At 68.2% G+C, this 20,565-nt stretch carries 21 protein-coding genes; 7 read left to right on the top strand and 14 right to left on the bottom strand.

What is annotated here, in order from left to right:
- Positions 1–14 precede the first annotated feature (14 nt).
- The 3 genes from CCR84_RS02605 to CCR84_RS02595 all read left to right on the top strand — a co-directional run bounded on the left by CCR84_RS02605 (position 15) and on the right by CCR84_RS02595 (position 3,070).
- On the top strand, positions 15–821 hold the full coding sequence (locus CCR84_RS02605; RefSeq protein ID WP_201209384.1) for an alpha/beta fold hydrolase: 807 nt from the start codon (positions 15–17) through the stop codon (positions 819–821).
- Between the two features lie 206 nt (positions 822–1,027).
- A complete protein-coding gene (locus CCR84_RS02600) occupies positions 1,028–1,219 on the top strand; it encodes a hypothetical protein (protein ID WP_201209383.1) in 192 nt (63 codons plus the stop codon).
- 84 nt (positions 1,220–1,303) lie between these two features.
- Positions 1,304–3,070, top strand: coding sequence for a PHA/PHB synthase family protein (locus CCR84_RS02595; protein WP_201209441.1), 1,767 nt, complete (start codon positions 1,304–1,306; stop codon positions 3,068–3,070).
- Between the two features lie 187 nt (positions 3,071–3,257).
- Here CCR84_RS02595 and CCR84_RS02590 read toward each other — a convergent pair whose 3' ends face one another.
- The 10 genes from CCR84_RS02590 to CCR84_RS02545 all read right to left on the bottom strand — a co-directional run bounded on the left by CCR84_RS02590 (position 3,258) and on the right by CCR84_RS02545 (position 13,759).
- Positions 3,258–4,961 (bottom strand): ABC transporter ATP-binding protein/permease, encoded by a 1,704-nt coding sequence (locus tag CCR84_RS02590; protein WP_201209382.1) that lies wholly within the window; start codon positions 4,959–4,961, stop codon positions 3,258–3,260.
- A gap of 76 nt (positions 4,962–5,037) precedes the next feature.
- Positions 5,038–5,586, bottom strand: coding sequence for a hypothetical protein (locus CCR84_RS02585; RefSeq protein ID WP_201209381.1), 549 nt, complete (start codon positions 5,584–5,586; stop codon positions 5,038–5,040).
- The gene (locus tag CCR84_RS02580) at positions 5,583–5,933 is read right to left on the bottom strand and encodes a hypothetical protein (RefSeq protein ID WP_201209380.1); all 351 of its coding nucleotides are present in this window, start codon (positions 5,931–5,933) and stop codon (positions 5,583–5,585) included. The genes CCR84_RS02585 and CCR84_RS02580 overlap by 4 nt, the downstream gene beginning before the upstream one ends.
- Before the next feature lie 138 nt (positions 5,934–6,071).
- Entirely contained in the window at positions 6,072–6,917 is an 846-nt protein-coding gene (locus CCR84_RS02575) for a TatD family hydrolase (RefSeq protein WP_201209379.1), read from the bottom strand.
- A 21-nt stretch (positions 6,918–6,938) separates the two neighbouring features.
- The gene (locus tag CCR84_RS02570) at positions 6,939–7,736 is read right to left on the bottom strand and encodes an enoyl-CoA hydratase/isomerase family protein (RefSeq protein WP_201209378.1); all 798 of its coding nucleotides are present in this window, start codon (positions 7,734–7,736) and stop codon (positions 6,939–6,941) included.
- 277 nt (positions 7,737–8,013) lie between these two features.
- Positions 8,014–9,261: a D-amino acid dehydrogenase gene (locus CCR84_RS02565; RefSeq protein ID WP_201209377.1), complete on the bottom strand. Its 1,248-nt coding sequence runs from the start codon at positions 9,259–9,261 to the stop codon at positions 8,014–8,016.
- Between the two features lie 6 nt (positions 9,262–9,267).
- A complete protein-coding gene (locus CCR84_RS02560; protein ID WP_420825376.1) occupies positions 9,268–11,526 on the bottom strand; it encodes a RelA/SpoT family protein in 2,259 nt (752 codons plus the stop codon).
- A 31-nt stretch (positions 11,527–11,557) separates the two neighbouring features.
- Complete coding sequence (rpoZ, locus tag CCR84_RS02555; protein ID WP_201209376.1) at positions 11,558–11,764, bottom strand: DNA-directed RNA polymerase subunit omega; 207 nt, start codon at positions 11,762–11,764, stop codon at positions 11,558–11,560.
- Between the two features lie 20 nt (positions 11,765–11,784).
- A complete protein-coding gene (gmk, locus tag CCR84_RS02550) occupies positions 11,785–12,393 on the bottom strand; it encodes a guanylate kinase (RefSeq protein ID WP_201209375.1) in 609 nt (202 codons plus the stop codon).
- A 493-nt stretch (positions 12,394–12,886) separates the two neighbouring features.
- A complete protein-coding gene (locus CCR84_RS02545) occupies positions 12,887–13,759 on the bottom strand; it encodes a YicC/YloC family endoribonuclease (protein ID WP_201209374.1) in 873 nt (290 codons plus the stop codon).
- A gap of 193 nt (positions 13,760–13,952) precedes the next feature.
- Between CCR84_RS02545 and rph the strand changes: the two genes are divergently transcribed.
- The 3 genes from rph to hemW all read left to right on the top strand — a co-directional run bounded on the left by rph (position 13,953) and on the right by hemW (position 16,499).
- Positions 13,953–14,678, top strand: coding sequence for a ribonuclease PH (rph, locus tag CCR84_RS02540; RefSeq protein WP_201209373.1), 726 nt, complete (start codon positions 13,953–13,955; stop codon positions 14,676–14,678).
- Positions 14,675–15,271, top strand: coding sequence for an RdgB/HAM1 family non-canonical purine NTP pyrophosphatase (gene rdgB, locus CCR84_RS02535; protein WP_201209372.1), 597 nt, complete (start codon positions 14,675–14,677; stop codon positions 15,269–15,271). Before rph ends, rdgB begins: the two co-directional genes overlap by 4 nt.
- Before the next feature lie 61 nt (positions 15,272–15,332).
- Complete coding sequence (gene hemW, locus CCR84_RS02530) at positions 15,333–16,499, top strand: radical SAM family heme chaperone HemW (protein ID WP_201209371.1); 1,167 nt, start codon at positions 15,333–15,335, stop codon at positions 16,497–16,499.
- Between the two features lie 292 nt (positions 16,500–16,791).
- On the opposite strand, the gene CCR84_RS02525 is transcribed toward hemW, so the two are convergent.
- On the bottom strand, positions 16,792–17,925 hold the full coding sequence (locus CCR84_RS02525; protein WP_201209370.1) for an ankyrin repeat domain-containing protein: 1,134 nt from the start codon (positions 17,923–17,925) through the stop codon (positions 16,792–16,794).
- Between the two features lie 81 nt (positions 17,926–18,006).
- On the opposite strand from CCR84_RS02525, the gene CCR84_RS02520 reads away from it, so the two are divergent.
- Complete coding sequence (locus tag CCR84_RS02520; protein WP_201209369.1) at positions 18,007–18,552, top strand: energy transducer TonB; 546 nt, start codon at positions 18,007–18,009, stop codon at positions 18,550–18,552.
- Between the two features lie 46 nt (positions 18,553–18,598).
- Here CCR84_RS02520 and trmB read toward each other — a convergent pair whose 3' ends face one another.
- From trmB to thiS, 3 genes are read right to left on the bottom strand one after another with little or no spacing between them, the layout of a single operon-like run.
- Positions 18,599–19,300, bottom strand: coding sequence for a tRNA (guanosine(46)-N7)-methyltransferase TrmB (gene trmB / locus CCR84_RS02515; protein WP_201209368.1), 702 nt, complete (start codon positions 19,298–19,300; stop codon positions 18,599–18,601).
- A 2-nt stretch (positions 19,301–19,302) separates the two neighbouring features.
- Positions 19,303–20,097 carry a thiazole synthase gene (locus tag CCR84_RS02510; protein WP_201209367.1) on the bottom strand — a complete coding sequence of 265 codons (795 nt, stop codon included), beginning with the start codon at positions 20,095–20,097 and terminating at the stop codon, positions 19,303–19,305.
- 36 nt (positions 20,098–20,133) lie between these two features.
- Positions 20,134–20,334, bottom strand: a complete 201-nt coding sequence (thiS, locus tag CCR84_RS02505) for a sulfur carrier protein ThiS (protein ID WP_201209366.1) — start codon at positions 20,332–20,334, stop codon at positions 20,134–20,136.
- Positions 20,335–20,565: the final 231 nt, after the last annotated feature.

The following is a 20,565-nucleotide window of genomic DNA, read 5'->3' as shown; positions in this document are numbered from 1 at the left end:
CTGGCGCCAGGCCGATGCCCGAGGTCCCGCTCGCCTGGCGGCTGTCCTGCAAGCTCGCCGTCGCCGCCTTGGCCTTACTCCCGGCGCTCCTTGGCACATCCCTCCCTGCCACGGCGGCCTCTTCGACGCTCAGGCTGACGCTGAACGAGCGCACGGTCAGCGTCGACATCCACGTCCCCGCCGCGACTGCGCGGGACGCGGTGGTGCTGGTCCATGGTTTCACGCGCACGCGGGCGACGATGGCCGGACACGCAGCGGTACTGGCGCAGGCCGGACTGCTCGCGGTCGCACCGGACCTGCCCTACGGCCTCAGCGCGCACGACAATGCAGAGGCGCTCGCCGAACTGGTCGCGATGCTCCGCCAAGGCAGCCTGGACACCGAGTTTCCGCAGGCGCCGGTCGCCCGCGTCGTCCTCGTCGGCTACTCGGCCGGCGCCATCGCCGCGCTGCTTGCGGCGACGAGTCCCGGCGTGGTCGGCTACGTCGCGCTCGACCCGATCGATTATCCGGGTGGCGAAGGCCTCGCCGCGGCGCGCAGGCTGAAGGTGCCGGCGGTCCTGGTGCACGGCCCGCCGTCGCTGTGCAACCTCTTCCGCCTCGCCGCGCCCTGGGCGGACGCCCTGACGGCGCTGGTCGCCGACCGTTCGCTCGAAGACGCCGGCCATTGCGACTTCGAGTCACCCACCAACCGCGGCTGCACCTGGTTCTGCGGCGAAGCCGATCCGCTACACCAGGGGAAGGTGAGCGCAGCCCTGCGCGAAGCCGTCGAGCGGCTGTTGCCGCGGGAAGCGACTGTGGCCGGCGAAGCCGCCGGCAACTGAGCGGCCCGGAGCGAGCGACGACCCGTAAACAGCCGGCAACCTGCGTGTGTTCTGATCGCCAACGAGGCCAGGGCCGCCGCTGCGCTCGCTGCAGCCGGACGGCGTTTCCCATGTAGCGCAACTGCTATAGTTAGACATGAGAACGACATCCCCTGGGTCGACCACGTCGGGTCGCCTCGACCCGACCAATGCACGGGAGGAAATCGGTGAAGCTCAAGGAAATACGCGTCATTGCCGAGTCGGTCGGCGTTCGCTCGAAGGCACGCAGGAAAGCCGACCTGATCAAGGCGATCCAGATTGCCGAAGGTAATTTCGATTGTTTCGCCAGCGCCGGCGAGCAGCAGTGCGACCAGCCCGAGTGCTGTTGGCGCGAGGACTGTTTCGAGTCCGCGCGCTGAGCGCCTTGCGCGCCCGCGCCAGCCAGGCCGGCTCATCCCCAGTCAGTTCGGTGACTTTCCAGAAAGGAGCCTGCCATGACCCCAATGAAGACGGCGCCGCGTGATCTGGCCAGCAGCGCCTCGGCCACCGCGACGCGCACTCCGGCGATCCAGAAGAACCCGCTGGACATCAAGGTGCTGGCCGCCATCGCGCGCAGCACCTCGTCGGTTTCGCCGATGTCACTGCTGCTGCCGATGCTCGACTGGGTAGGCCATCTCGCGGTCTCGCCGGGCAAGCGGATCGAACTGGCAAGCCTCGCCTACGAGCAGTGGCTGCAACTCATGCGCTATCTCGCCAGCAGCGCGCGGCAGGAAAGCGACGCAGAGCCGCCGCCAGCACAGGACAGGCGCTTCGCCGAACCCGTCTGGCAGACCTGGCCGTTCAACCTCATGCACCAGAGTTTCCTGCTTGCCGACGCCTGGTGGCAGGCGGCGACGATCGGCGTTCCCGGCGTCTCGCGCCACCACGAGCACGTCGTCTCCTTCTTCGCCCGACAGCTGCTCGACGTGCTGTCGCCTGGCAACTATCCCCTGGGCAATCCGCTGGTGCTGCGCAAGACGATCGAAAGCGGCGGCATGAACCTCTACCGCGGCCTGATGAACGCGCTCGACGACTTCCAGCGCCTGGCCGCCAACCAGCCACCGGCAGGGGCCGAGGCCTTCGTCGTCGGCGGCAACGTCGCCGTCACCCCGGGCCAGGTCGTGCTGCGCAATCCCCTGATCGAACTGATCCAGTACTCGCCGACGACCGCGGAAGTGCATCCGGAACCGGTGCTGATCGTCCCGGCCTGGATCATGAAGTACTACATCCTCGACCTCTCTCCAGGCAACTCCCTGATCCGCTATCTGGTCGAGCGCGGACACACGGTGTTCTGCATCTCGTGGAAGAATCCGGGGGTCGAGGAGCACTGCCTCGGCATGGACGAGTACCTCGAACTCGGCTTCGAAGCGGCGCTGGCGGCGGTGAATGCGATCGTTCCGGAGCGCAAGGTACACGCCGCGGGCTACTGCCTCGGCGGGACGCTGCTGGCTATCGCCACGGCGGCGATGGCGCGCGACGGCGACCAGCGCCTCGCCTCGATGACGCTGTTCACGGCGCAGACCGACTTCACCGAACCCGGCGAGCTCGCGCTGTTCATCGACGAGAGCGAAGTGAGCATGCTCGAAGCGCAGATGCGCGAGACCGGCTACCTCTCCGCCGGACAGATGGCCGGCGCCTTCCAGATGCTGCGCTCGAGCGACCTGTTGTGGTCGCGCATGGTCCAGGAGTACCTGATGGGCGAACGCAGCCCGATGAACGACCTGATGGCCTGGAACGCCGACACCACGCGCATGCCGGCGCGCATGCACGCGCAGTACCTGCGCCGCCTTTTCCTCAACGACGATCTCTCGGAGGGCCGCTACCCGGTGCGCGGCAAGCCGGTGGTGCTGACCGACATCGACACGCCGATCTTCGCGGTGGCGACGCTGACCGACCACGTCGCGCCGTGGCGTTCGGTCTACAAGATCCACTACCTGACGCCGACCGAGGTCACCTTCGTCCTCACCAACGGCGGCCACAACGCCGGGATCGTCAACGAACCCGGCCGGCCGCGCCGCCACTACCGGATCCGCGAACGTCCGGCCGACGCCAACTACCTGCCGCCCGACGACTGGCTGGAGAAGGCGCAGCGCCATGAAGGTTCGTGGTGGCCGGCCTGGTCGGAGTGGCTGCAGGCACGCTCGGGCAAACCCGCAGCCCCACCGCAACTCGGCGCCGCCGACTATCCGCCGCTCGGCGACGCGCCGGGGACCTACGTGCATGAGAAGTAAGGCAGGCTTCCCGGCTTGAACCCGCAAGTTCGCCACGAAATCCACGAAAAAACACGAAATCATGCACAGGATTCGACGCGAGCAGGCGTGAACTGATGGCTTGAGCACGCGACGAAAAGCCCGTGTTTCGTCGCTTTCGTGTCTTTCGTGGCTGAAAAGAGTTTTCAGGCAGTAGCGGAAGCGGTGCTCAATGGGCGAAGCGGAAATCTGCCGCTGCGTGCGAGCGCCAGCCGCTGTCGCCGGTGAGTTCGAGCACCTGCGTGTGGAACGGCAGGATGCTCGAACGGTGACCAACGCTGACCAGCGTCGTCCGGCTGTCGACCAGCTGGCGATAGAGCGCCGACTCGTTGGCGACGTCGAGCGCGCTGGTCGCCTCGTCGAGGATGGCAATGCGCGGCCGGGTCAGCAGCAGGCGGGCGAAAGCGAGTCGCTGCTGCTCGCCGACCGAGAGCAGCTTGTGCCAGGCGAGCACGGCTTCGAGTCCGCCGCTGCGCTCGGCCAGGTCCGGCAGCTTGACCCGCACGAGCACGTCGAGCAGTTCGGCGTCGGTGAACACGCGCTCGCGCCAGGGGTAGAGCAGTTGCGCGCGCAGGCTGCCGAGCACCATGTACGGCTGCTGCGGCAGGAACAGGATGTCTTCGGGCGGCGGGCGAAAGACCGTGCCGCTGCCCGCATACCAGAGGCCGGCGATGGCGCGCAGCAGCGAACTCTTGCCGCAACCGCTCTCGCCGACGATGAGCAGCCCCTCGCCCGTCTTCACCGTGATCGACAGATCCCTGACCAGGACCCGCCCGCCGTCGGGCGTATGCAGGCTGAGGCCCCTGAGCGCGAGCTGCTGCGCCGGCACCGAGCGTATGGTGCTGCCTGCGGCGCGCTGGCTGCCGGACTGTCCCGAGATGAAGTTCGCGAAACTGTCGAGACGCTCGATGCCGGCCGCGAAGCGGCTCAGCCCCTCGAAATTCTCGACGATCAGCGAGATCGCGCCGAGCACCGCGGCGAAGGCCCCCGCCGCCTGGACGGCACGGCCGACTTCGAGCTCGCCCGAGATGACGCGCGCGGCGATGATCGCGCTGGGAATGACCAGGGTAAACAGGCTGTAGGCGTGCTGGAACAGGTTCAGCGCAAGCTGGCCACGGATCAGTGTGAGGAAATTCCTGAACGCCTCGCCGAAGCGGCGCTTCACCTCGTCCAGTTCCTGCGCCTCGCCGCGATAGAAGGCGATCGATTCGGCGTTCTCGCGCACCCGGACGAGTCCGAAGCGGAAGTCGGCCTCGCGGCGCAACTGGTTGAAGTTGAGCTTCATCAGGCGCTGGCCGAAGACGAAGATGACGATGCTCGTCCCCAGTCCCGCATAGACGACGAGGAAATAGACGAGTTCGTGCGAGATCGACCAGAGCACGCTGGAAAAGGCGACCAGTTGCAGCAGTGAACCGACGATGATCAGCAGGAAGAAGAGCGAGCGCTGGGTGAAGGTGGCGATGTCCTCGGCGATGCGCTGGTCGGGGTTGTCGATCCCCTCGCGGCTGTTCAGCTCGTAGAAATGCCGCTGGCTGAAGTAGCGGTCGAGGAAACGGTGCGTCAGCCAGCGCCGCCAGTGGATGCCGAGCCGGTCGCGAACGTAGTAGTAGGCGCCGTAGATCGGCACGACGACGACGAGGAGGACGAGGCAGAACCTGATCGCCGTCCAGAAGCGATCCTCGTCACGCGCGGCCAGCGCCGAAGTGAATTCGCCGGTCTGCTCGTTGAGGAGGACGGCAAAGCCGGTCTGGCCAAGCAGGAGCAGGACCAGCAGCGCCAGCAGCCCCCAGGCTTTCCATCGCTCCTCGTTGCGCCAGAAAGGCCAGGCAAGACGCCAGAAACGCTTCCAGAGGTGGTGACCGGCGCTGTCCATGCTTGCCTCGCGGACCGACCGGCTCGATCAGGGGATGCCTTGCCTCATGACGGGTCGCCAGTGCTCGCAGCGACGCTCAGCGCCCGCTGTCCGCCGCAGGATCCGCTGCCGGGTGGGATCCCTTGGGTGACGGCGCAGCCCGCCCTGTCCTCGTCTGCCCGAAGACGTAGCCCGCCAGCGCGCCGAGAATGCCGATCGGCGCGGTCAGCACCTCGACCGTCGTCGGCGTCATGGTCAGCGCCAGGACGCCGAGGATGATCAGGGCGAGACTTACGATATGCACGATGTCGGCGGAACTCGGCGGCGTCGTCAGCCGGAAGAGGACGACGATGCCGATCAGCGACAGCAGCAGCGCGGCGACGCTGACGATCACGAAAACCTTGAGCTTGAAATCGCGCTCCTGGACCCTGTCTTCGGCATACTTGCGGTCGAGGTCGTTCGCCGCCGGCAGGGGGCTGGCAACGTCGGCCGAGAGGTGCGCCGCGCCTTCGCTCGCCTGCTGCGCGAACGAATATTTCTCGGCGAGTGCCTCGACGGCGCCCTGCGCCGTTGCGGCAGTCCCCTCGACGGCCTGCGCCGCGGACAGGAAGAAGATCGCCAGCAGGAACACGAGCATCCTTTTCATCGCCGGACCTTCCCCTCGCCTTCCAGGCTGCCGAGGATCCCGATGAGTCGCTGGTAATGGGCTTCCTCTTCCACCGACCTTGCCACATTGAGGCGCTTCACGAAGACGGCCTGCAGTTCGCTCCTTTGTGCGGGCGTCATGTGCAAGGCGTCTTCCCGGAACGCCGCGTAGAAATCCTCCTGCGCGAAAGGCGCCTGAACCTGCCGTTGTTGCTGGTAGGTCGGCGCGGCCTGGCGCAGGCTCGGCGGGTTATAGGGATTCAATTCTCCGGCGAGCGCCGCGCCGGCGCCCGCGGCGGCCAGGGCGCAGAAGATGCAGAGCGTACGTGCACGGGCGGGACTGTTCATGGCCTTTCCCTCGCTTGACCACGGCCGGCTCGCGCAGCGGGAGCGGCCGGCACTCAAGGCTCACTTTACGCCGTCGCCATGGCAAGCTCAATACCCGACGAGCATTTTCACGGGCGTGCCACCTGCGCCCGGGAGGCCTCAGGGCAGGAAGAGGCGTGGCAGCACGGCGAGCGCGTTGGCCGAGGTCGCGGCCGCCACGGTCGCCGGCGACACGCCACGCAGTTCGGCGAGCGTCGCGGCGATGCGCGGCAGGCAGGCAGGCTCGTTGCGAGCGCGCCCGAGGAACTCGGGCGGCATGTCGGGCGCATCGGTTTCGAGGACGATCGCGGTGAGCGGCAGCGTCGCCGCGAGTTCGCGCAGGCGCAGCGCGCGCGGCCAGGTCATCGCCCCGCCGAAGCCGAGGCAGAAACCCAGCGCGCTGAACGCATCGGCCTGCTGCCGGCTACCGTTGAAGGCGTGCGCGATGCCACCGCACAGCCCGGCCTTGCCCGCGCCGACGCGACGCAGGGCCGCAAGTACGGCGTCCTGCGCGCGGCGCACGTGCAGCAGCACCGGCAAGCCGAAGTCGCGTGCGATCTTCAGTTGCTCGGTGAAGAAATGCTTCTGCCGCTCGACATCGACGCCGGGGACGAAGAAATCGAGCCCGATCTCGCCGACGGCGACCGGTGGCCGTGGTCCGTCCAGTTCGCGCGCGAGGCGCTCGCGCAGGGCGAGCAGGTCGGCCGCGCCGGCCCGGTCGACGTAGAGCGGATGGATGCCGTAGGCGACGCGGACCTCGGGGAAAGCCTCGGCGCAGGCGCGCACGTCGGCAAAGTTGCCTGCCTCGACCGCCGGAACGACCAGGGTGCCGACGCCGGCAGCGCGCGCACGCGCGGCGACCTCGACGCGATCGGCAGCGAACTCGGCGGCGTCGAGGTGGCAGTGCGTGTCGATGAAGGCAGCCGCCGGCGCCTCGCCGAGGGCAGCCGGCTGCGCAGCGCTCATGCCGCCCCGCTCACGGGCTCGTCACGAGCGTCCCGAAAACGCCGCCGGGCGCTTCTCGAAGAACGCGGCCAGCCCCTCGACGAAATCGGGTTCGGCACCGCAGGCAGCGAAGGACTGCTGTTCGGCGGCAAGTTGCGCCGACAGGGGCGTCGTCAGCGACTGGTTGAGCAGCGCCTTGGTGCGCGCCAGTGCGGCGGTCGGACCGTCGGCCAGGCGCCTGGCCAGTGCGGCGGCCTCGTCGGCGAGTTGCGCGCGCGGGACGACGCGGTTGACGATGCCGAGTTCGGCGGCGCGCGCCGCGTTGAAACGGTCGCCGAGCAGCGCGATCTCCATCGCCCGGCGCAGGCCGACGACGCGCGGCAGCGACCAGGTCGCGCCGCCGTCGGGCGACTGGCCGATCTTGCAGTAGGCGGTGGTGAAATAGGCGTCATCGGCGGCGAGCACGAGATCGGCGGACAGCATCAGCGACAGTCCGTAGCCGGCGGCGGCGCCCTGCACCGCGGCCACGACCGGCTTGGCCATCGTCCGCAACAGTTCGGCCGAGGCGTTGGCGCTGGCGACCACCTGCGAGAAGCACGCCTGGCGCTCTGCCGGCGACAGGACGAACTGCTCGCGGAACCACTTCAAGTCGCCGCCGGCCATGAAGTGGTCGCCCGCGGCACGGACGAGGACGGCGCGCACCCCGGGATCGTAGGCCGCGCGGTCACACGCGGCGCGCAGCCCCTCGATCATCGACTGATCGAGCGCGTTGAGCGCCTGCGGGCGGTTGAGCGTGATCGTGGCAACTGCATCGCGAACTTCGTACAGGACTGCGGTCATGGAACCTCCGGAAGCATGGTTGAAGATGCGCACGCGCAAGTCGGCGTCGCCGTCATTTAATCATGCGCAGCGCTTCGGTGGCCAAAACCTCTGCGCAACGCTTAGTGCCGGAAAGATCCAGAATTACGAACTGGATCGCCACGGGCCTGCGGCCCTCGCGATAACCGCAGGCGGGTGCGTCGTGCCAATTCGCGTCATTGCGAGGCGCGTAGCGCCGTGGCAATCCAGTGCGTACGTCTGAAGCACCACGTTAAGCGCTCACGGCAACGGGCTAGACCTAGCCGACGACGAGTTCGCGGAGGTTCGCGAGCGCCGGGCGACGGCCGCTGACGATGTCGGCGAGGACCGCGGCGGAACCGCAGGACATGGTCCAGCCCAGGGTGCCGTGGCCGGCGTTGAGGTAGAGGTTCGGCAAAGCGGTGCGGCCGACCAGCGGCACATTCGACGGCGTCACCGGACGCAGTCCGGTCCAGAACTCGGGTTCGCCGGCCGGATCGAGGTCAGGGAAGAGTTCGCGCGTGCGCGTCATCAGCGCCTGGCAGCGCACCGCGTTGAGCGAGCGGTCGTAGCCGTTGAACTCGGCAGTGCCGGCGACGCGCAGGCGCTGGCCGAGGCGCGAGAAGACGAGCTTGTGCCCGTCGTCGGTGAGGCTCACGGTCGGCGCGACACTCTTCTCCGACAGCGGAATCGTCGCCGAGTAGCCCTTGCCCGGATAGATCGGCACGCGCAGGCCGAGCGGGCGCAGGAGCAGCGGCGTCTCGGTCGCCAAGGCGACGACGTAGGCGTCGGCGGTGAACAACTGGCCGTCGGCGACGACGCCGGCGACGCGGCCGGCAGCACTCGCCAGCCGCTCGATCGACACCCCGTAGTGGAAGCGCACGCCGCGCTCGGCACAGAGTGCGGCGAGGCGCTGCGTGAAGCGGTGCGCGTCCCCTGACTCGTCGGCGGCGGTGAAGTCGCCGCCGACCAGTTGCGGCCGGATCGCGGCGAGCGTCGGCTCGATGGCGACGCACTGGTCGGCGTCGATGGTGTTGCGCTCGCAGCCGAATTCGCGCATCACCGCCGCTGCCTTCACGGCGCCGGCAAACTCGCGCGGATCGGTGTAGATGTGCAGGATGCCGCGTTCGAGGTGGTCGTATTCGATCCCCGTCGCCGCGCGCAAAGCCTGCAGGCAGTGCCGGCTGTAGAGGGCCAGCTCGACGATGTCGCGGATGTTGGCGCGCGTGCGCGCCGGGCTGCATTCGCGCAGGAAGCGCAGGCTCCAGGCAAACAGCGCGGGATCCCAGCGCAGGCGGAAGAGCAGCGGCGCGTCCTCGCGGCCGAGCCACGACAGCGCACGCAGGGGTGCATGGGGGTTGGCCCAGGGCTCGGCATGCGAGACGGAGATTTGGCCACCGTTGGCAAAGCTGGTCTCGCAGCCCGCCGCCGGCTGGCGGTCGATGACGCAGACCTCGTGGCCTGCCGCAGCGAGATACCAGGCGCTGGTCACTCCGACGACGCCGGCGCCGAGCACGAGCACTTTCACCGTGAATCAGCCCCGTTCGCGAACGATGCGCACGACTTCCGGAATCCGGCGCAGGCCGCGCATCAGACGCGCCAGGTGCGCGCGGTCGGCGACGCCGACGGTGAAGTGCAGCGCCGTGTACAGCCCGGGAGCCTTCTCGTCCATGCTCACTCCCTCGATGTTCGAAGCACCCTCGGCAATCGCAGTGGCGATACGGCCGAGCACGCCGGGCTGGTTCTTCACGCCGACGCGGATGCGCACGTCGAACAGCCGCCCTTGCTCGGGTTCCCACTCGACGTCGATCCATTTCTTCGGTTCGCTGCTGCGCGACTTGCGGATCGCCGGACAGTCGTGCGAGTGGATCAGCAGGCCCTGTCCCTTGCGGATCGAGCCGACCACCGGGTCGCCGGGAATCGGCTGGCAGCAAGGCGCGATCTGTACCGCCATCCCCTGCGCGCCGCGGATCACCAGCGCAGCACGCGGGACATCATCCTCGTGATGCGTCCCCCCCTCCTGCGCCAGCAGGCGCCGGGCGACGACTGCCGCCAGCCGCCGGCCGAGGCCGATGTCCGTATGGATCTCCTTCATCGACTTGTTGCCGGCGTCGCGCACCAGACCGTCCCAACTCGCGACCGGCACGTCGGCCGGGTCGACGCCGAGTGCGCGCAGTTCCTGGTCGAGCATGGTCTCGCCGAGCGCGGCGGACTCCTCGTGCTGCATGGTCTTCAGGAAGTGACGGATCTTGCTGCGTGCGCGCCCGGTCTTGACGTAGGAAAGCCACGCCGGGTTGGGGTTGGCATGCGCCGCGGTGACGATCTCGACCTGGTCGCCGTTGGCCAGTTCGGTGCGCAGCGGCATCAGCTCGTAGTTGATGCGCGCCGCGACGCAGCGGTTGCCGACGTCGGTGTGCACCATGTACGCGAAGTCGACCGCAGTCGCGCCACGCGGCAGCGACATGATCTTGCCCTTGGGCGTGAACACATAGACCTCGTCGGGAAAGAGGTCCACCTTGACGTTCTCGAAGAACTCGGCACTGTCGCCGCTGCTGTTCTGCAGGTCGAGCAGCGACTGGAACCACTTGTGCGTCTGCCGCTGCAGATCGACGCCGGCCTGGTCGCCATCCTTGTACAGCCAGTGCGAGGCGACGCCTTCCTGGGCAACACGGTGCATCGATTCGGTGCGGATCTGCACCTCGATCGGCGTTCCGTAGGGTCCGATCAGGGTCGTGTGCAACGACTGATAGCCGTTGCCCTTCGGGATCGCGATGTAATCCTTGAACTTGCCCGGCACCGGCTTGTACAGGGCGTGCAGGATGCCGAGCGCCAGGTAGCAGTTCGGCACGCTGTCGACGACGACGCGGAAACCGTAGATGTCGAGCACCTGCGAGAACGACAGGTGCTTCTCGACCATCTTGCGATAGATCGAGTACACGCTCTTCTCGCGACCGAAGACCTGGGCCTCGATCTGCGCCTTGCGCATGCACTCGCCGATGTCTTCGAGGATGCGTTTCAGGAGTTCGCGCCGGTTGCCGCGCGCGGCGCGCAGCGCCTTCCTGAGCACGGCAGCGCGCCGCGGGTGGATCAGTTCGAAGGAGATGTCCTGCAGTTCGCGGAAGAGCTTGTTGAGGCCCAGTCGATTGGCGATCGGCGCGTAGATTTCGAGCGTCTCGCGCGCAATGCGGCGGCGCTTCTCGGCGCGGATCGCCGCCATCGTCTGCAGGTTGTGCAGGCGGTCGGCGAGCTTGATGAGCACGACGCGCAGGTCGCGCGCCATCGCCATCAGCATCTTGCGGAAGTTCTCGGCCTGCGCTTCCTCGTAGGACTGGAACTCCATCTTGTCGAGCTTGGAGACCCCGTCGACGAGTTCGGCGACCCCGCGGCCGAAGCGCGCGACGATCTCGGCCTTGGTGAAGGCCGTGTCCTCCATCACGTCGTGCAGGAGAGCGGCGATGATCACCTGCGCGTCCATCTGCCACTCGGCGAGCGCGCCGGCGACCGCGAGCGGATGGGTGACGTAGGGTTCGCCCGAGCGGCGCACCTGCCCGAGGTGCGCAACGATGCTGAAGCGGTAAGCCTCGCGGATCAGCGCGATCTCGTCGGGCTTGAGGTAGCTCAGGCTGTCGATGAAGACGAGGAAAGCCTCGTCCCTTTCCGCAACCTCGAGCGCGGCGAGCGCCGCCGCCGAGAGCGGCTCGCCGTCAGGCAGCGTGGTCGGCATGACGGCACCAAGCCCGGCAGGATTGACCGGCAAAACGGGTGCAGGCGGGTCGGAACCTTCCTGGCGCATCGTCATCAGCGCTGCCGTCTGCCTGCGGATGTCAGGCCTGACCGCGGTTCAGGATTTCGACGCCGACCAGACCGTTGGCCACCTCGCGCAGCGCGATCACGGTCGGCTTGTCCTTGTCCGCCTCGACCATCGGCGACGCGCCGTTGGCGATCTGGCGAGCGCGATAGGTCGCGGCCAGCGTCATCTGGAAACGGTTGGGGATGCGGTGCAGACAATCGTCAACGGTTACTCGTGCCATGAAAGGATACCTTGGAGAATTCAGAACAGGCTGGCGAACAGCCCGGAGTGGCGCTCGCGCTGGGATTGCCAGTCGAGCCGCGAAGCGCGTACCACCGACAGCAGGTCATCGAGCGCGTCGGCAAGTTCGCGATTAATAATAACATAGTCGAATTCGGCAACATGGCGCATCTCCTCCTGCGCCGCCGCCAGCCGCAGCGCGATCGTCTCCTCGCTGTCGGTGCCGCGCCCGGAGAGCCTGCGCGCGAGTTCTTCGAGCGAAGGCGGCAGGATGAAGACGCCGATCGCCTGCGGGAACAGCGCACGCACCTGCGCCGCGCCCTGCCAGTCGATCTCGAGCAGGACATCGCGACCGGCCGCCATCTCGGCCTCGATCCACGGCTTCGACGTGCCGTAGCAGTTGCCATGCACCTCGGCCCATTCGAGGAACTCGCCGGCCGCGACCATCTCGCGGAAACGCGGCAGGCCGACGAAGTTGTAATGCACGCCATCGATCTCGCCGGCGCGCGGGGCGCGCGTCGTGAACGAGACCGACAGGCGAATGCCGGGGTCTCGCTCAAGCAAGAGGCGCACCAGCGTGGTCTTGCCGGCACCGGAAGGCGCGGCGACGATGTAGAGATGACCGGACATCAAGTTCTCCAGCGCCACGGACGGCGCAAAGGGGGCGCGAACCGGCGCGCACAAGGCGTACCGGCACGGGGAGCCGCATTTTAACCCGGCTGGCGCGGCCCTCCGGAAGCGCTGCATGAGCCTGCGCAGGTCGGATGAGAGGTATGGGAGTGCATGGAGAGGGGCGGAGACCGTAACCGTCATCGCGAGCCCGCAGGGCGTGGCGATCCAGTGCAAGGGCTGATATCGGGTCGCCCGAGTTGGCGAGGCCACGAAACTGGAAGAACGAACTGGATTGCCACGGCGCTACGCGCCTCGCAATGACGGCAGCGAATGTCTGCGCTTCATGCTCAAGGGGGCACGACTCGCCATGATCGTTAGCGAAGCGTAACCCGACAAGCGCTCGCAAGTCGGGTTGTGCAGCAATCCTGCGCTGCCGCAGCGCGGCCGGTTTCGGGCCTTACGGCCCTCCCACGGCAGCTTCGAGGCTGTGCGCCCTGAGCAGCCAGCGCGCCTATTCGAGGTTCTGGATCTGCTCGCGCATCTGTTCGATCAGCAGTTTCAGGTCCATCGCCGTCTGCGACACCGCGCTGACCACCGACTTCGAGCCGAGCGTGTTCGCCTCGCGGTTGAGTTCCTGCATCAGGAAGTCGAGGCGCTTGCCGCTGGCGCCGCCGGCCTTGAGCACGCGCTCGACCTCGTCGAGGTGCGTGTTGAGACGCGCGAGTTCCTCGTCGACGTCGATGCGTGCGGCGAAGAGGACGAGTTCGTGGCGAACGCGCTCGTCGTCGACGGCGGCAGCGCCGAGCGCGTCCTGCAGGCGCTGGCGCAGCTTGTCCTGGAAGGCCGCCTGTGCCGCCGGGATGTGCGGGGCGACGGCGCGCACCAGTTCGCGGATCCTGGCGACGCGTTCGAGGATCACCGCGGCAAGCTTGGCGCCTTCGCGCTGGCGCGAGGCGGTGAAGTCGTCGAGTGCCTCGCGCAGGAGCGCCAGGGCCTCGGGAACGAGCGATTCGACGTCGAGCGTGTCGTCGCCGAACATTCCCGGCCAGCGCAGCACTTCGCCGACCGACAGCGGCGTCGCCTGCGGCAGTTCGGCGCGTACCTGCTCGTCGAAGTCCGCCAGGCGCGCGAGCAGGTCGCGGTTGAGCGTCTGCGGCACGTTGCGCGTCGCCGCCGGGACGAAGTTGAGCCGGCATTCGACCTTGCCGCGCGAGATCCTGGACGAGATCAGCTCGCGCAGTGTCGGCTCGGCGACGCGCAGTTCCTCGCAGACGCGGAAGTGGAAATCGAGGTAGCGCGAATTGACGCTCTTCAGTTCGAGGTGCAGGGCGCCGCGCTCGACGTCGCGAGTGCGCGCCGCGTAACCGGTCATGCTGACGATCATGGGAATCCCGAATGGACGAAAAGGGTGGAAGGCAAAGCCGGCCAGCGGCGGCGACTTTACAGGGTTCGGGCAAAAACCGAGAATGCCCCGGACCGCCGATGATAGCCGCTCGCCCGGCGCCGCAACAAGCCGGCCGCCCGGCGTCACCCTTGTCGATCCGGCCCCTCCCCCCAACGCAACCAGGAAACAGAACATGCGCCCCAGCCAGCGCCAGCCGTCGCAATTGCGAGAGATCCGCATCACCCGCCGTTTCACCCGCCACGCCGAAGGTTCGGTGCTGATCGAGGCCGGCGACACGCAGGTGCTGTGCACGGCGAGCATCGAGGACAAGGTGCCACCCTTCCTGCGCGGCAAGGGCGAAGGCTGGGTCACCGCCGAGTACGGGATGCTGCCACGCGCGACGCACACACGCGGCGCGCGCGAGGCGGCCAAGGGCAAGCAGAGCGGGCGCACGCAGGAAATCCAGCGCCTGATCGGCCGCTCGCTGCGCGCGGTGATCGACCTGAAGGCGCTCGGCGAACGCCAGATCACGCTCGACTGCGACGTGCTGCAGGCCGACGGCGGCACCCGCTGCGCGTCGATCACCGGCGCCTGGGTCGCGCTCGCCGACGCCTGCGCGCATCTCGTCGCCAGCGGCCAGCTGCCGACGAGCCCGCTCAAGGACCACGTCGCCGCGGTCTCGGTCGGCCTCTACCAGGGCGTTCCCGTGCTCGACCTCGACTACGCGGAAGATTCGAACTGCGACACCGACATGAACGTGGTGATGACCGGCAGCGGCGGCATCGTCGAGATACAGGGCACCGCGGAGGGCGAGCCTTTCTCGCGCGCGCAGGCCGATAGCCTGCTCGACCTCGCCGCGCTCGGCATCGGCCAGCTGATCCGCGCACAGCAGGCGGCGCTGGCGGAGGGCGCGCGATGAAGCTGGTGCTCGCCTCGAACAACGCCAAGAAGCTCGGCGAACTGCGCGCGATCCTCGCGCCGCTCGGCTGGGAACTGATCGCGCAGGGCGAACTCGGCGTCGAGGAAGCCGAGGAGCCACACTGTACCTTCGTCGAGAACGCGCTGGCCAAGGCGCGCCACGCCGCGCGCGTCACCGGCCTGCCGGCGCTCGCCGACGACTCGGGGCTGTGCGTCGACGCGCTCGGCGGCGCGCCCGGCGTCATCTCGGCGCGCTACGCCGGCGAACCGAAGTCGGACGCGCGCAACAACGAGAAGCTGCTCGCCGAGCTCGCCGCGCTTGGCCCCGACGCGAGCCGGAAGGCGCACTTCGTCTGCGTCATCGTCTTCGTCCGCCACGCCGACGACCCGCAGCCGCTGATCGCCGAGGGCGAATGGCACGGCGAGATCCTCGCTTCACCTTCCGGCGAAGGTGGCTTCGGCTACGACCCGCTGCTCTGGATCAAGGAGTGCGGGGACAGCGTCGCCAATCTGCCGGCCGCAGAGAAGCACCGTCGCTCGCACCGGGGACAGGCGCTGGCGAGGCTGGTCGAACGCCTGCGCGGACGCGGATGACGCGAATTCGCGGCTCACGCCGCTCCCACGAAAGGCGGATGGCGCGCGAGGAGCGCAGGAAATGACGCTGCCGCCGCTCTCGCTCTACGTGCATTTCCCGTGGTGCGTGAAGAAGTGCCCGTACTGCGACTTCAACTCGCACGCGGTCACAGGCGCGATTCCCGAGGACGACTACGTCGCCGCGCTCATCGCCGATCTCGAAAGCGCGCTGCCGTTCGTCGGCGGACGGCCGCTGCAGTCGGTCTTCATCGGCGGCGGCACGCCGAGCCTGCTCTCGGGGAGCGCGCTCGCGCGACTGCTCGACGCCTTGCGCGCGCGCATCGACTTCGCCACCGATGCCGAAGTCGTGCTCGAAGCCAACCCGGGAACGGTCAGGGGCGATGACGCGAGCCGCTTCGGCGCCTACCGCGCCGCCGGCGTCAACCGCCTCTCGCTTGGCATCCAGAGCTTCGCGCCGAAACAGCTCGCGGCGCTCGGGCGCATCCACAGCGGCGACGACGCCCGGCGCGCGATCGAAGCGGCTGCGCGCCACTTCGACAACTTCAACCTCGACCTGATGTACGCGCTGCCCGGGCAGGACGTCGCCGGCGCACTCGGCGACATCGACACGGCGCTGGCCTTCGCGCCGCCGCACCTGTCGTGTTACCAGCTGACGCTGGAGCCGCATACCGCCTTCGCCGCGGCGCCGCCCAGGCTGCCCGACGAGGACGTCGCGGCGACGATGCAGGAGGAAATCGAGGCGCGGCTCGCCGCCGCCGGCTATGTGCATTACGAGACCTCGGCCTTCGCGCAGCCCGGCCGGCAATGCCGGCACAACCTCAACTACTGGCAGTTCGGCGACTACCTCGGCATAGGCGCCGGCGCGCACGGCAAGCTGAGCTTGCCGAACGCCGGGGGCGGGCTCACGATCATGCGCCAGGTGCGCTGGCGGCAGCCGGCGCGCTACCTCGCCGAAGTCGCCGCCGGCCGGCCGCTGGCCGAGGAATTCAGCGTTCCCGAGGGCGAACTGCCGTTCGAGTTCATGCTCAACGCGCTGCGCCTCAACCAGGGTTTCCCGGAAAGCCTGTTTGCCGAACGCTGCGGGCTGCCGCTGGCTGCGATCGAACCCGCACTGGCCAGGGCCTGCGCCGCCGGACTGCTGCTGCGTGAAGGCGGCCGCATCGCGCCGACCCCGCGCGGCCAGCGCTTCCTCAACCGCCTGCTCGAAGAATTCATGGCAACGGCCTGAGTCCGGCGCCGGCAGACCACCTTCCGCGCTTGGCACAAGGCCGTCATTCACCCGGCCCTTGGTCCTTCGGTTCGCCCTGAGCTTGTCGAAGGGCGAACCGAAGGCTGTGAAGCAAAGAGCCGGATTGATCCTTAAAAAAGCAGTTGGCCACGAAATGCACGAAAAAACACGAAATCATTCGTAGCCGTCGCGGCTGAGCACGCAGCACCCATCGGGTTGCCCGCTAAACGACTATGAGCTTATGCGTTATTTCGTGAATTTCGTGGCTGAAAAGAGGTTTTAAGGTTGATGGCTACTTCCCCAAGCGCCCGATCGCCTCGTCGAGACGACGCTGCAGCTCTTCGGTCGGGCGCCCCTGCTCGCTCGCCGCGCGCAGTTCGCGCGTCAGCGCGGCAATCTCGGCCGGCGAACTCGCCGCCGGGCTGCCGTCACGACGCGCAGCGCGCTCGGCGGCCAGGCCCTTGGCCCGGCTTGATTCCCGATCGATCGCCGGCCCCCTGTCGGCAGCGAGCAATTCGGCGCGCTCGCCGGACTTGCCGCGCTGCGCGGTGATGAGCAGCTTGCCGGGGCTGCGCGGACGGCGCGACAGCTGCACCGACTCCTTCTCGCTCGCGCGCAGTTCGTCGACCGCGGCGAAGAACTGCTTGCGCAGTTGCTCGACTTCGGCGGCGGGGCGCTTCTCGGCCTGCGCGCGGCGCAACTGCGCCAGCAGTTCGTCGACCGCACCGGGGGCGGCGACCGAGCGCACCGCCTCACCGAAGCTTCCCGGCGGCGCCTTGACGGCGGCAGCGAATTCCTCGGCGCTGGCGAGCAGCTTGGCCAGACGCAGGCGTTCGTGACGCATGGCCATGGTCAGCGGGCCATCACCCCAGTCGTTCTGGGCACGCGGATCGGCACCGGCGGCGAGCAGCTTCTGCGCGATCTGCTCTTGCCCTTCGCGCGCTGCCAGCAGCAGCGCGGTGGAGCGGTTGGGCGAGCGCGCGTCGACGTCGGCCTTCTGCTCGATCAGGTAGGCGGCCACCTCGTCCTTGCCGTTGAAGGTCGCGTAATGGAGCGCGGTCCATTGCAGGTCGGGACGCTTGAGCGCGGCGCCATGCGCGAGCAGCCACTTCACCGCATCGAGATGACCATTCCAGGCAGCGAGCAGGAGCGGCTGCTCGCCGACGCGGTTGACGGCGAGCGGGTCGGCGCCACGTTCGACCAAGAGCTTCATCATCGGGATGTCGCCGTTCCAGGCGGCGATCATCAGCCCCGAGCCGAAACGGTCGGCCTCGTAGTTGGGGTCGAGCCCCTCGTCGAGCCAGCGCTTGACCGCCTGCGTGTCGCCGCGCTCGACCGCGATGCCGAACTGGACCGGGTCGGGCAACGCCGCCTGGGCAAAATGTCCGAGCAGGCAAAGCGCCATGCCGATCCCGAACGCACGCATCTTCCGCATCATCTCTCCCCTGTCGTCTGTCGAGCACCCGAACACTGCCTGGCGCCCGATTTGGTGCACAATAGCGCGCTCATGCACGCCCGCCTCGCCTACACCCTCGCCCTGTCAGTCAGCCTGCACGCTGCGATCCTGCTGGCCGGCTCGACGGTCGAGCGCGAGGCGCCGCCTGCGCCCGCGCCGCTGGAAATCCGCCTGCGCCTGCCGCCTGCGCCGGCCGAGGCGCTGCTCAAGAACACGCTCGCCGCGGACGAGCGCCGGGCCCGGGACAGGCCGACGCCGGTCGAGCGCAGCGAGCCGCTGCCGAAGACGCAGTCGGCGCTGCAGAAAAGCACGCAGCCGGCCCCCGCCTCCCCCGCACGCGAACTGCGCGCCGCGCAGAAGAAGCTCGCGCAGCACCAGTATTATCCGCCGGAAGCGATCGCCGCTGGGATCGAGGGCGAGGTCCATCTCCTGATCAGCCTCGCCGCCGACGGCAGCGTCGACAATGTCGAGATCGCCGCCGGCAGCGGCCACCCCGTCCTCGACAAGGCAGCGGTCCGCGCCGCCTGGGCGATGGGATCGCTGCCGGGCGCCAGCCGCCGCGAACTGATCCTGCCGGTGGTGTTCAGTCTCAGATAGAGGTACGGCAGGCGTCGTCTGCGCAGACCATTAGCGCCCCCCCCGCTCAACCGGCGCGGCGGCGGAAGACGACGTCCCAGATGCCGTGGCCGAGGCGCAGTCCGCGTTGCTCGAACTTGGTCAGCGGCCGGTAGTCGGGACGCGGCGCGAAGCCGTCGGCGGTGTTTTCGAGCAGCGGCTCGCCCGAGAGGACCTGGAGCATCTGCTCGGCGTAGTTCTCCCAGTCGGTCGCACAGTGCAGGTAGCCGCCCGGCGCCAGCCTTGATGCGAGCAGCGCGACCAGCGGCGGCTGCACCAGGCGGCGCTTGTGGTGGCGCGCCTTCGGCCACGGATCGGGGAAGAAGATGTGCGCACCGGCGAGCGTGCCGGGGACGATCATGTCGCGCAGGACCTCGACCGCGTCGTGCTGGATGATGCGCACGTTGTCGAGGCCACGTTCGGCGACCAGCTTGCACAGGCTGCCGACGCCCGGCGTATGCACTTCGACGCCGATGAAGTCGCAGTCGGGACGGTTCTCGGCGATGGTGGCAGTGGTCTCGCCCATGCCGAAGCCGATCTCGAAGATCTTCGGCGCGCTGCGCCCGAACAGCGCGTCGAGGTCGAGCGGCGCGGCGGCGTAGGGGACGCCGATCTGCGCCATCATGCTCTCGTGGTAACGCTGCTGGGCGTTGGAAACGCGCCCCTGGCGCAGCACGAAGCTGCGGATCGGGCGATGCGGCAAGGGCAGTTGCGGCGGTTCGCTGTCCATGCTCAAGACCCGATCAGTCCGCTGGTCGGCGACGAGGGATCGGCCGAATAGAACTTGCGCGCCATGCGCCCGGCGAGGAAGGCCTCGCGCCCGGCGGCGACCGCCTTGTTCATCGCCGACGCCATCAGCACCGGGTCCTGCGCGTGCGCGATCGCGGTGTTCATCAGGACGCCGTCGCAGCCGAGTTCCATCGCGATGGTCGCATCCGACGCGGTGCCGACGCCGGCGTCGACGACCACAGGCACCTGCGACTGGTCGATGATCAGGCGCAGGTTCCACGGGTTGAGGATGCCCATCCCCGAGCCGATCAGGGAAGCGAGCGGCATGATCGCGGCGCAGCCGATGTCTTCGAGCATCTTCGCCTGGATCGGGTCGTCGGAACAATAGACCATCACGTCGAAGCCTTCCTTGACCAGCGTCGCCGCGGCCTTCAGCGTCTCCGGCATGTTCGGGAACAGCGTCTTCGGGTCACCGAGCACTTCCAGCTTGCACAGCGGATGGCCGTCGAGCAGCTCGCGCGCCAGACGCAGCGTGCGCACCGCGTCGTCGGCCGTGTAGCAGCCGGCGGTGTTGGGCAGGATGGTGAATTGCGAGGGCGGCAGGAAGTCGAGCAGGTTCGGCTCGCCGGCGTTCTGGCCGATGTTGGTGCGGCGGATGGCGACGGTGACGATCTCGGCGCCGGAGGCGTCGATCGCCGCGCGCGTCTCGTTGAAATCCTTGTACTTGCCGGTACCGACGAGCAGGCGCGAGCGGTATTCGCGACCGGCGACTACGAGCGGTGATGCGGTTCGGTTCATGTTTGCGGGAAAAAAGGGCTGGAAAGTGGGCGCCGATCAACCGCCGCCGACGGCGACAACGATCTCGAGGCGGTCGCCGTCGGCGAGTTGCGTCTCGGCGTGACGGCCACGGGGGACGATGTCGCCGTTGCACTCGACGGCGATGCGCTTGCCGGCAAAGCCGAGTTCTTCGATCAGCGCGGCGACGGTCAGCGCTGCGGGGAAGTGGCGGGATTCGCCATTGATGACGAGGTTCATGGGCGGGGATTCTATCATTCGCTGCGGCAGTGGCAGCGGGCGGCCGACCAGGGTGGCGGCGAGAGCGAGCGACAGGAGTACGTCTGCATCGAGTAGGGGACGGGGTTACCCCCGTCGCCCTCTCACACCACCGGACGTGCGGTTCCGCATCCGGCGGTTCATTGAATACACTGGAGTCGTCGCATCGTATCGAGCAGCGACACCAGCCCTAAGCGATCAAAGAAGGACTTC

The sequence above is a fragment of the Rhodocyclus purpureus genome (assembly GCF_016653115.1).
Lineage (GTDB): Bacteria > Pseudomonadota > Gammaproteobacteria > Burkholderiales > Rhodocyclaceae > Rhodocyclus > Rhodocyclus purpureus.
This window is presented reverse-complemented; position numbering and strand designations above follow the sequence as displayed.

What these genes read in the sequence shown, in the direction of transcription:
- CCR84_RS02605 (WP_201209384.1), top strand. Translation starts at nt 15, where the DNA reads ATGCCCGAGGTCCCGCTCGCCTGGCGGCTGTCCTGCAAGCTCGCCGTC.
- CCR84_RS02595 (WP_201209441.1), top strand. Translation starts at nt 1,304, where the DNA reads ATGAAGACGGCGCCGCGTGATCTGGCCAGCAGCGCCTCGGCCACCGCG.
- CCR84_RS02590 (WP_201209382.1), bottom strand. Translation starts at nt 4,961, where the DNA reads ATGGACAGCGCCGGTCACCACCTCTGGAAGCGTTTCTGGCGTCTTGCC.
- CCR84_RS02585 (WP_201209381.1), bottom strand. Translation starts at nt 5,586, where the DNA reads ATGAAAAGGATGCTCGTGTTCCTGCTGGCGATCTTCTTCCTGTCCGCG.
- CCR84_RS02580 (WP_201209380.1), bottom strand. Translation starts at nt 5,933, where the DNA reads ATGAACAGTCCCGCCCGTGCACGTACGCTCTGCATCTTCTGCGCCCTG.
- CCR84_RS02575 (WP_201209379.1), bottom strand. Translation starts at nt 6,917, where the DNA reads ATGAGCGCTGCGCAGCCGGCTGCCCTCGGCGAGGCGCCGGCGGCTGCC.
- CCR84_RS02570 (WP_201209378.1), bottom strand. Translation starts at nt 7,736, where the DNA reads ATGACCGCAGTCCTGTACGAAGTTCGCGATGCAGTTGCCACGATCACG.
- CCR84_RS02560 (WP_420825376.1), bottom strand. Translation starts at nt 11,526, where the DNA reads ATGCGCCAGGAAGGTTCCGACCCGCCTGCACCCGTTTTGCCGGTCAAT.
- rpoZ (WP_201209376.1), bottom strand. Translation starts at nt 11,764, where the DNA reads ATGGCACGAGTAACCGTTGACGATTGTCTGCACCGCATCCCCAACCGT.
- gmk (WP_201209375.1), bottom strand. Translation starts at nt 12,393, where the DNA reads ATGTCCGGTCATCTCTACATCGTCGCCGCGCCTTCCGGTGCCGGCAAG.
- CCR84_RS02545 (WP_201209374.1), bottom strand. Translation starts at nt 13,759, where the DNA reads ATGATCGTCAGCATGACCGGTTACGCGGCGCGCACTCGCGACGTCGAG.
- rph (WP_201209373.1), top strand. Translation starts at nt 13,953, where the DNA reads ATGCGCCCCAGCCAGCGCCAGCCGTCGCAATTGCGAGAGATCCGCATC.
- rdgB (WP_201209372.1), top strand. Translation starts at nt 14,675, where the DNA reads ATGAAGCTGGTGCTCGCCTCGAACAACGCCAAGAAGCTCGGCGAACTG.
- hemW (WP_201209371.1), top strand. Translation starts at nt 15,333, where the DNA reads ATGACGCTGCCGCCGCTCTCGCTCTACGTGCATTTCCCGTGGTGCGTG.
- CCR84_RS02525 (WP_201209370.1), bottom strand. Translation starts at nt 17,925, where the DNA reads ATGCGTGCGTTCGGGATCGGCATGGCGCTTTGCCTGCTCGGACATTTT.
- CCR84_RS02520 (WP_201209369.1), top strand. Translation starts at nt 18,007, where the DNA reads ATGCACGCCCGCCTCGCCTACACCCTCGCCCTGTCAGTCAGCCTGCAC.
- trmB (WP_201209368.1), bottom strand. Translation starts at nt 19,300, where the DNA reads ATGGACAGCGAACCGCCGCAACTGCCCTTGCCGCATCGCCCGATCCGC.
- CCR84_RS02510 (WP_201209367.1), bottom strand. Translation starts at nt 20,097, where the DNA reads ATGAACCGAACCGCATCACCGCTCGTAGTCGCCGGTCGCGAATACCGC.
- thiS (WP_201209366.1), bottom strand. Translation starts at nt 20,334, where the DNA reads ATGAACCTCGTCATCAATGGCGAATCCCGCCACTTCCCCGCAGCGCTG.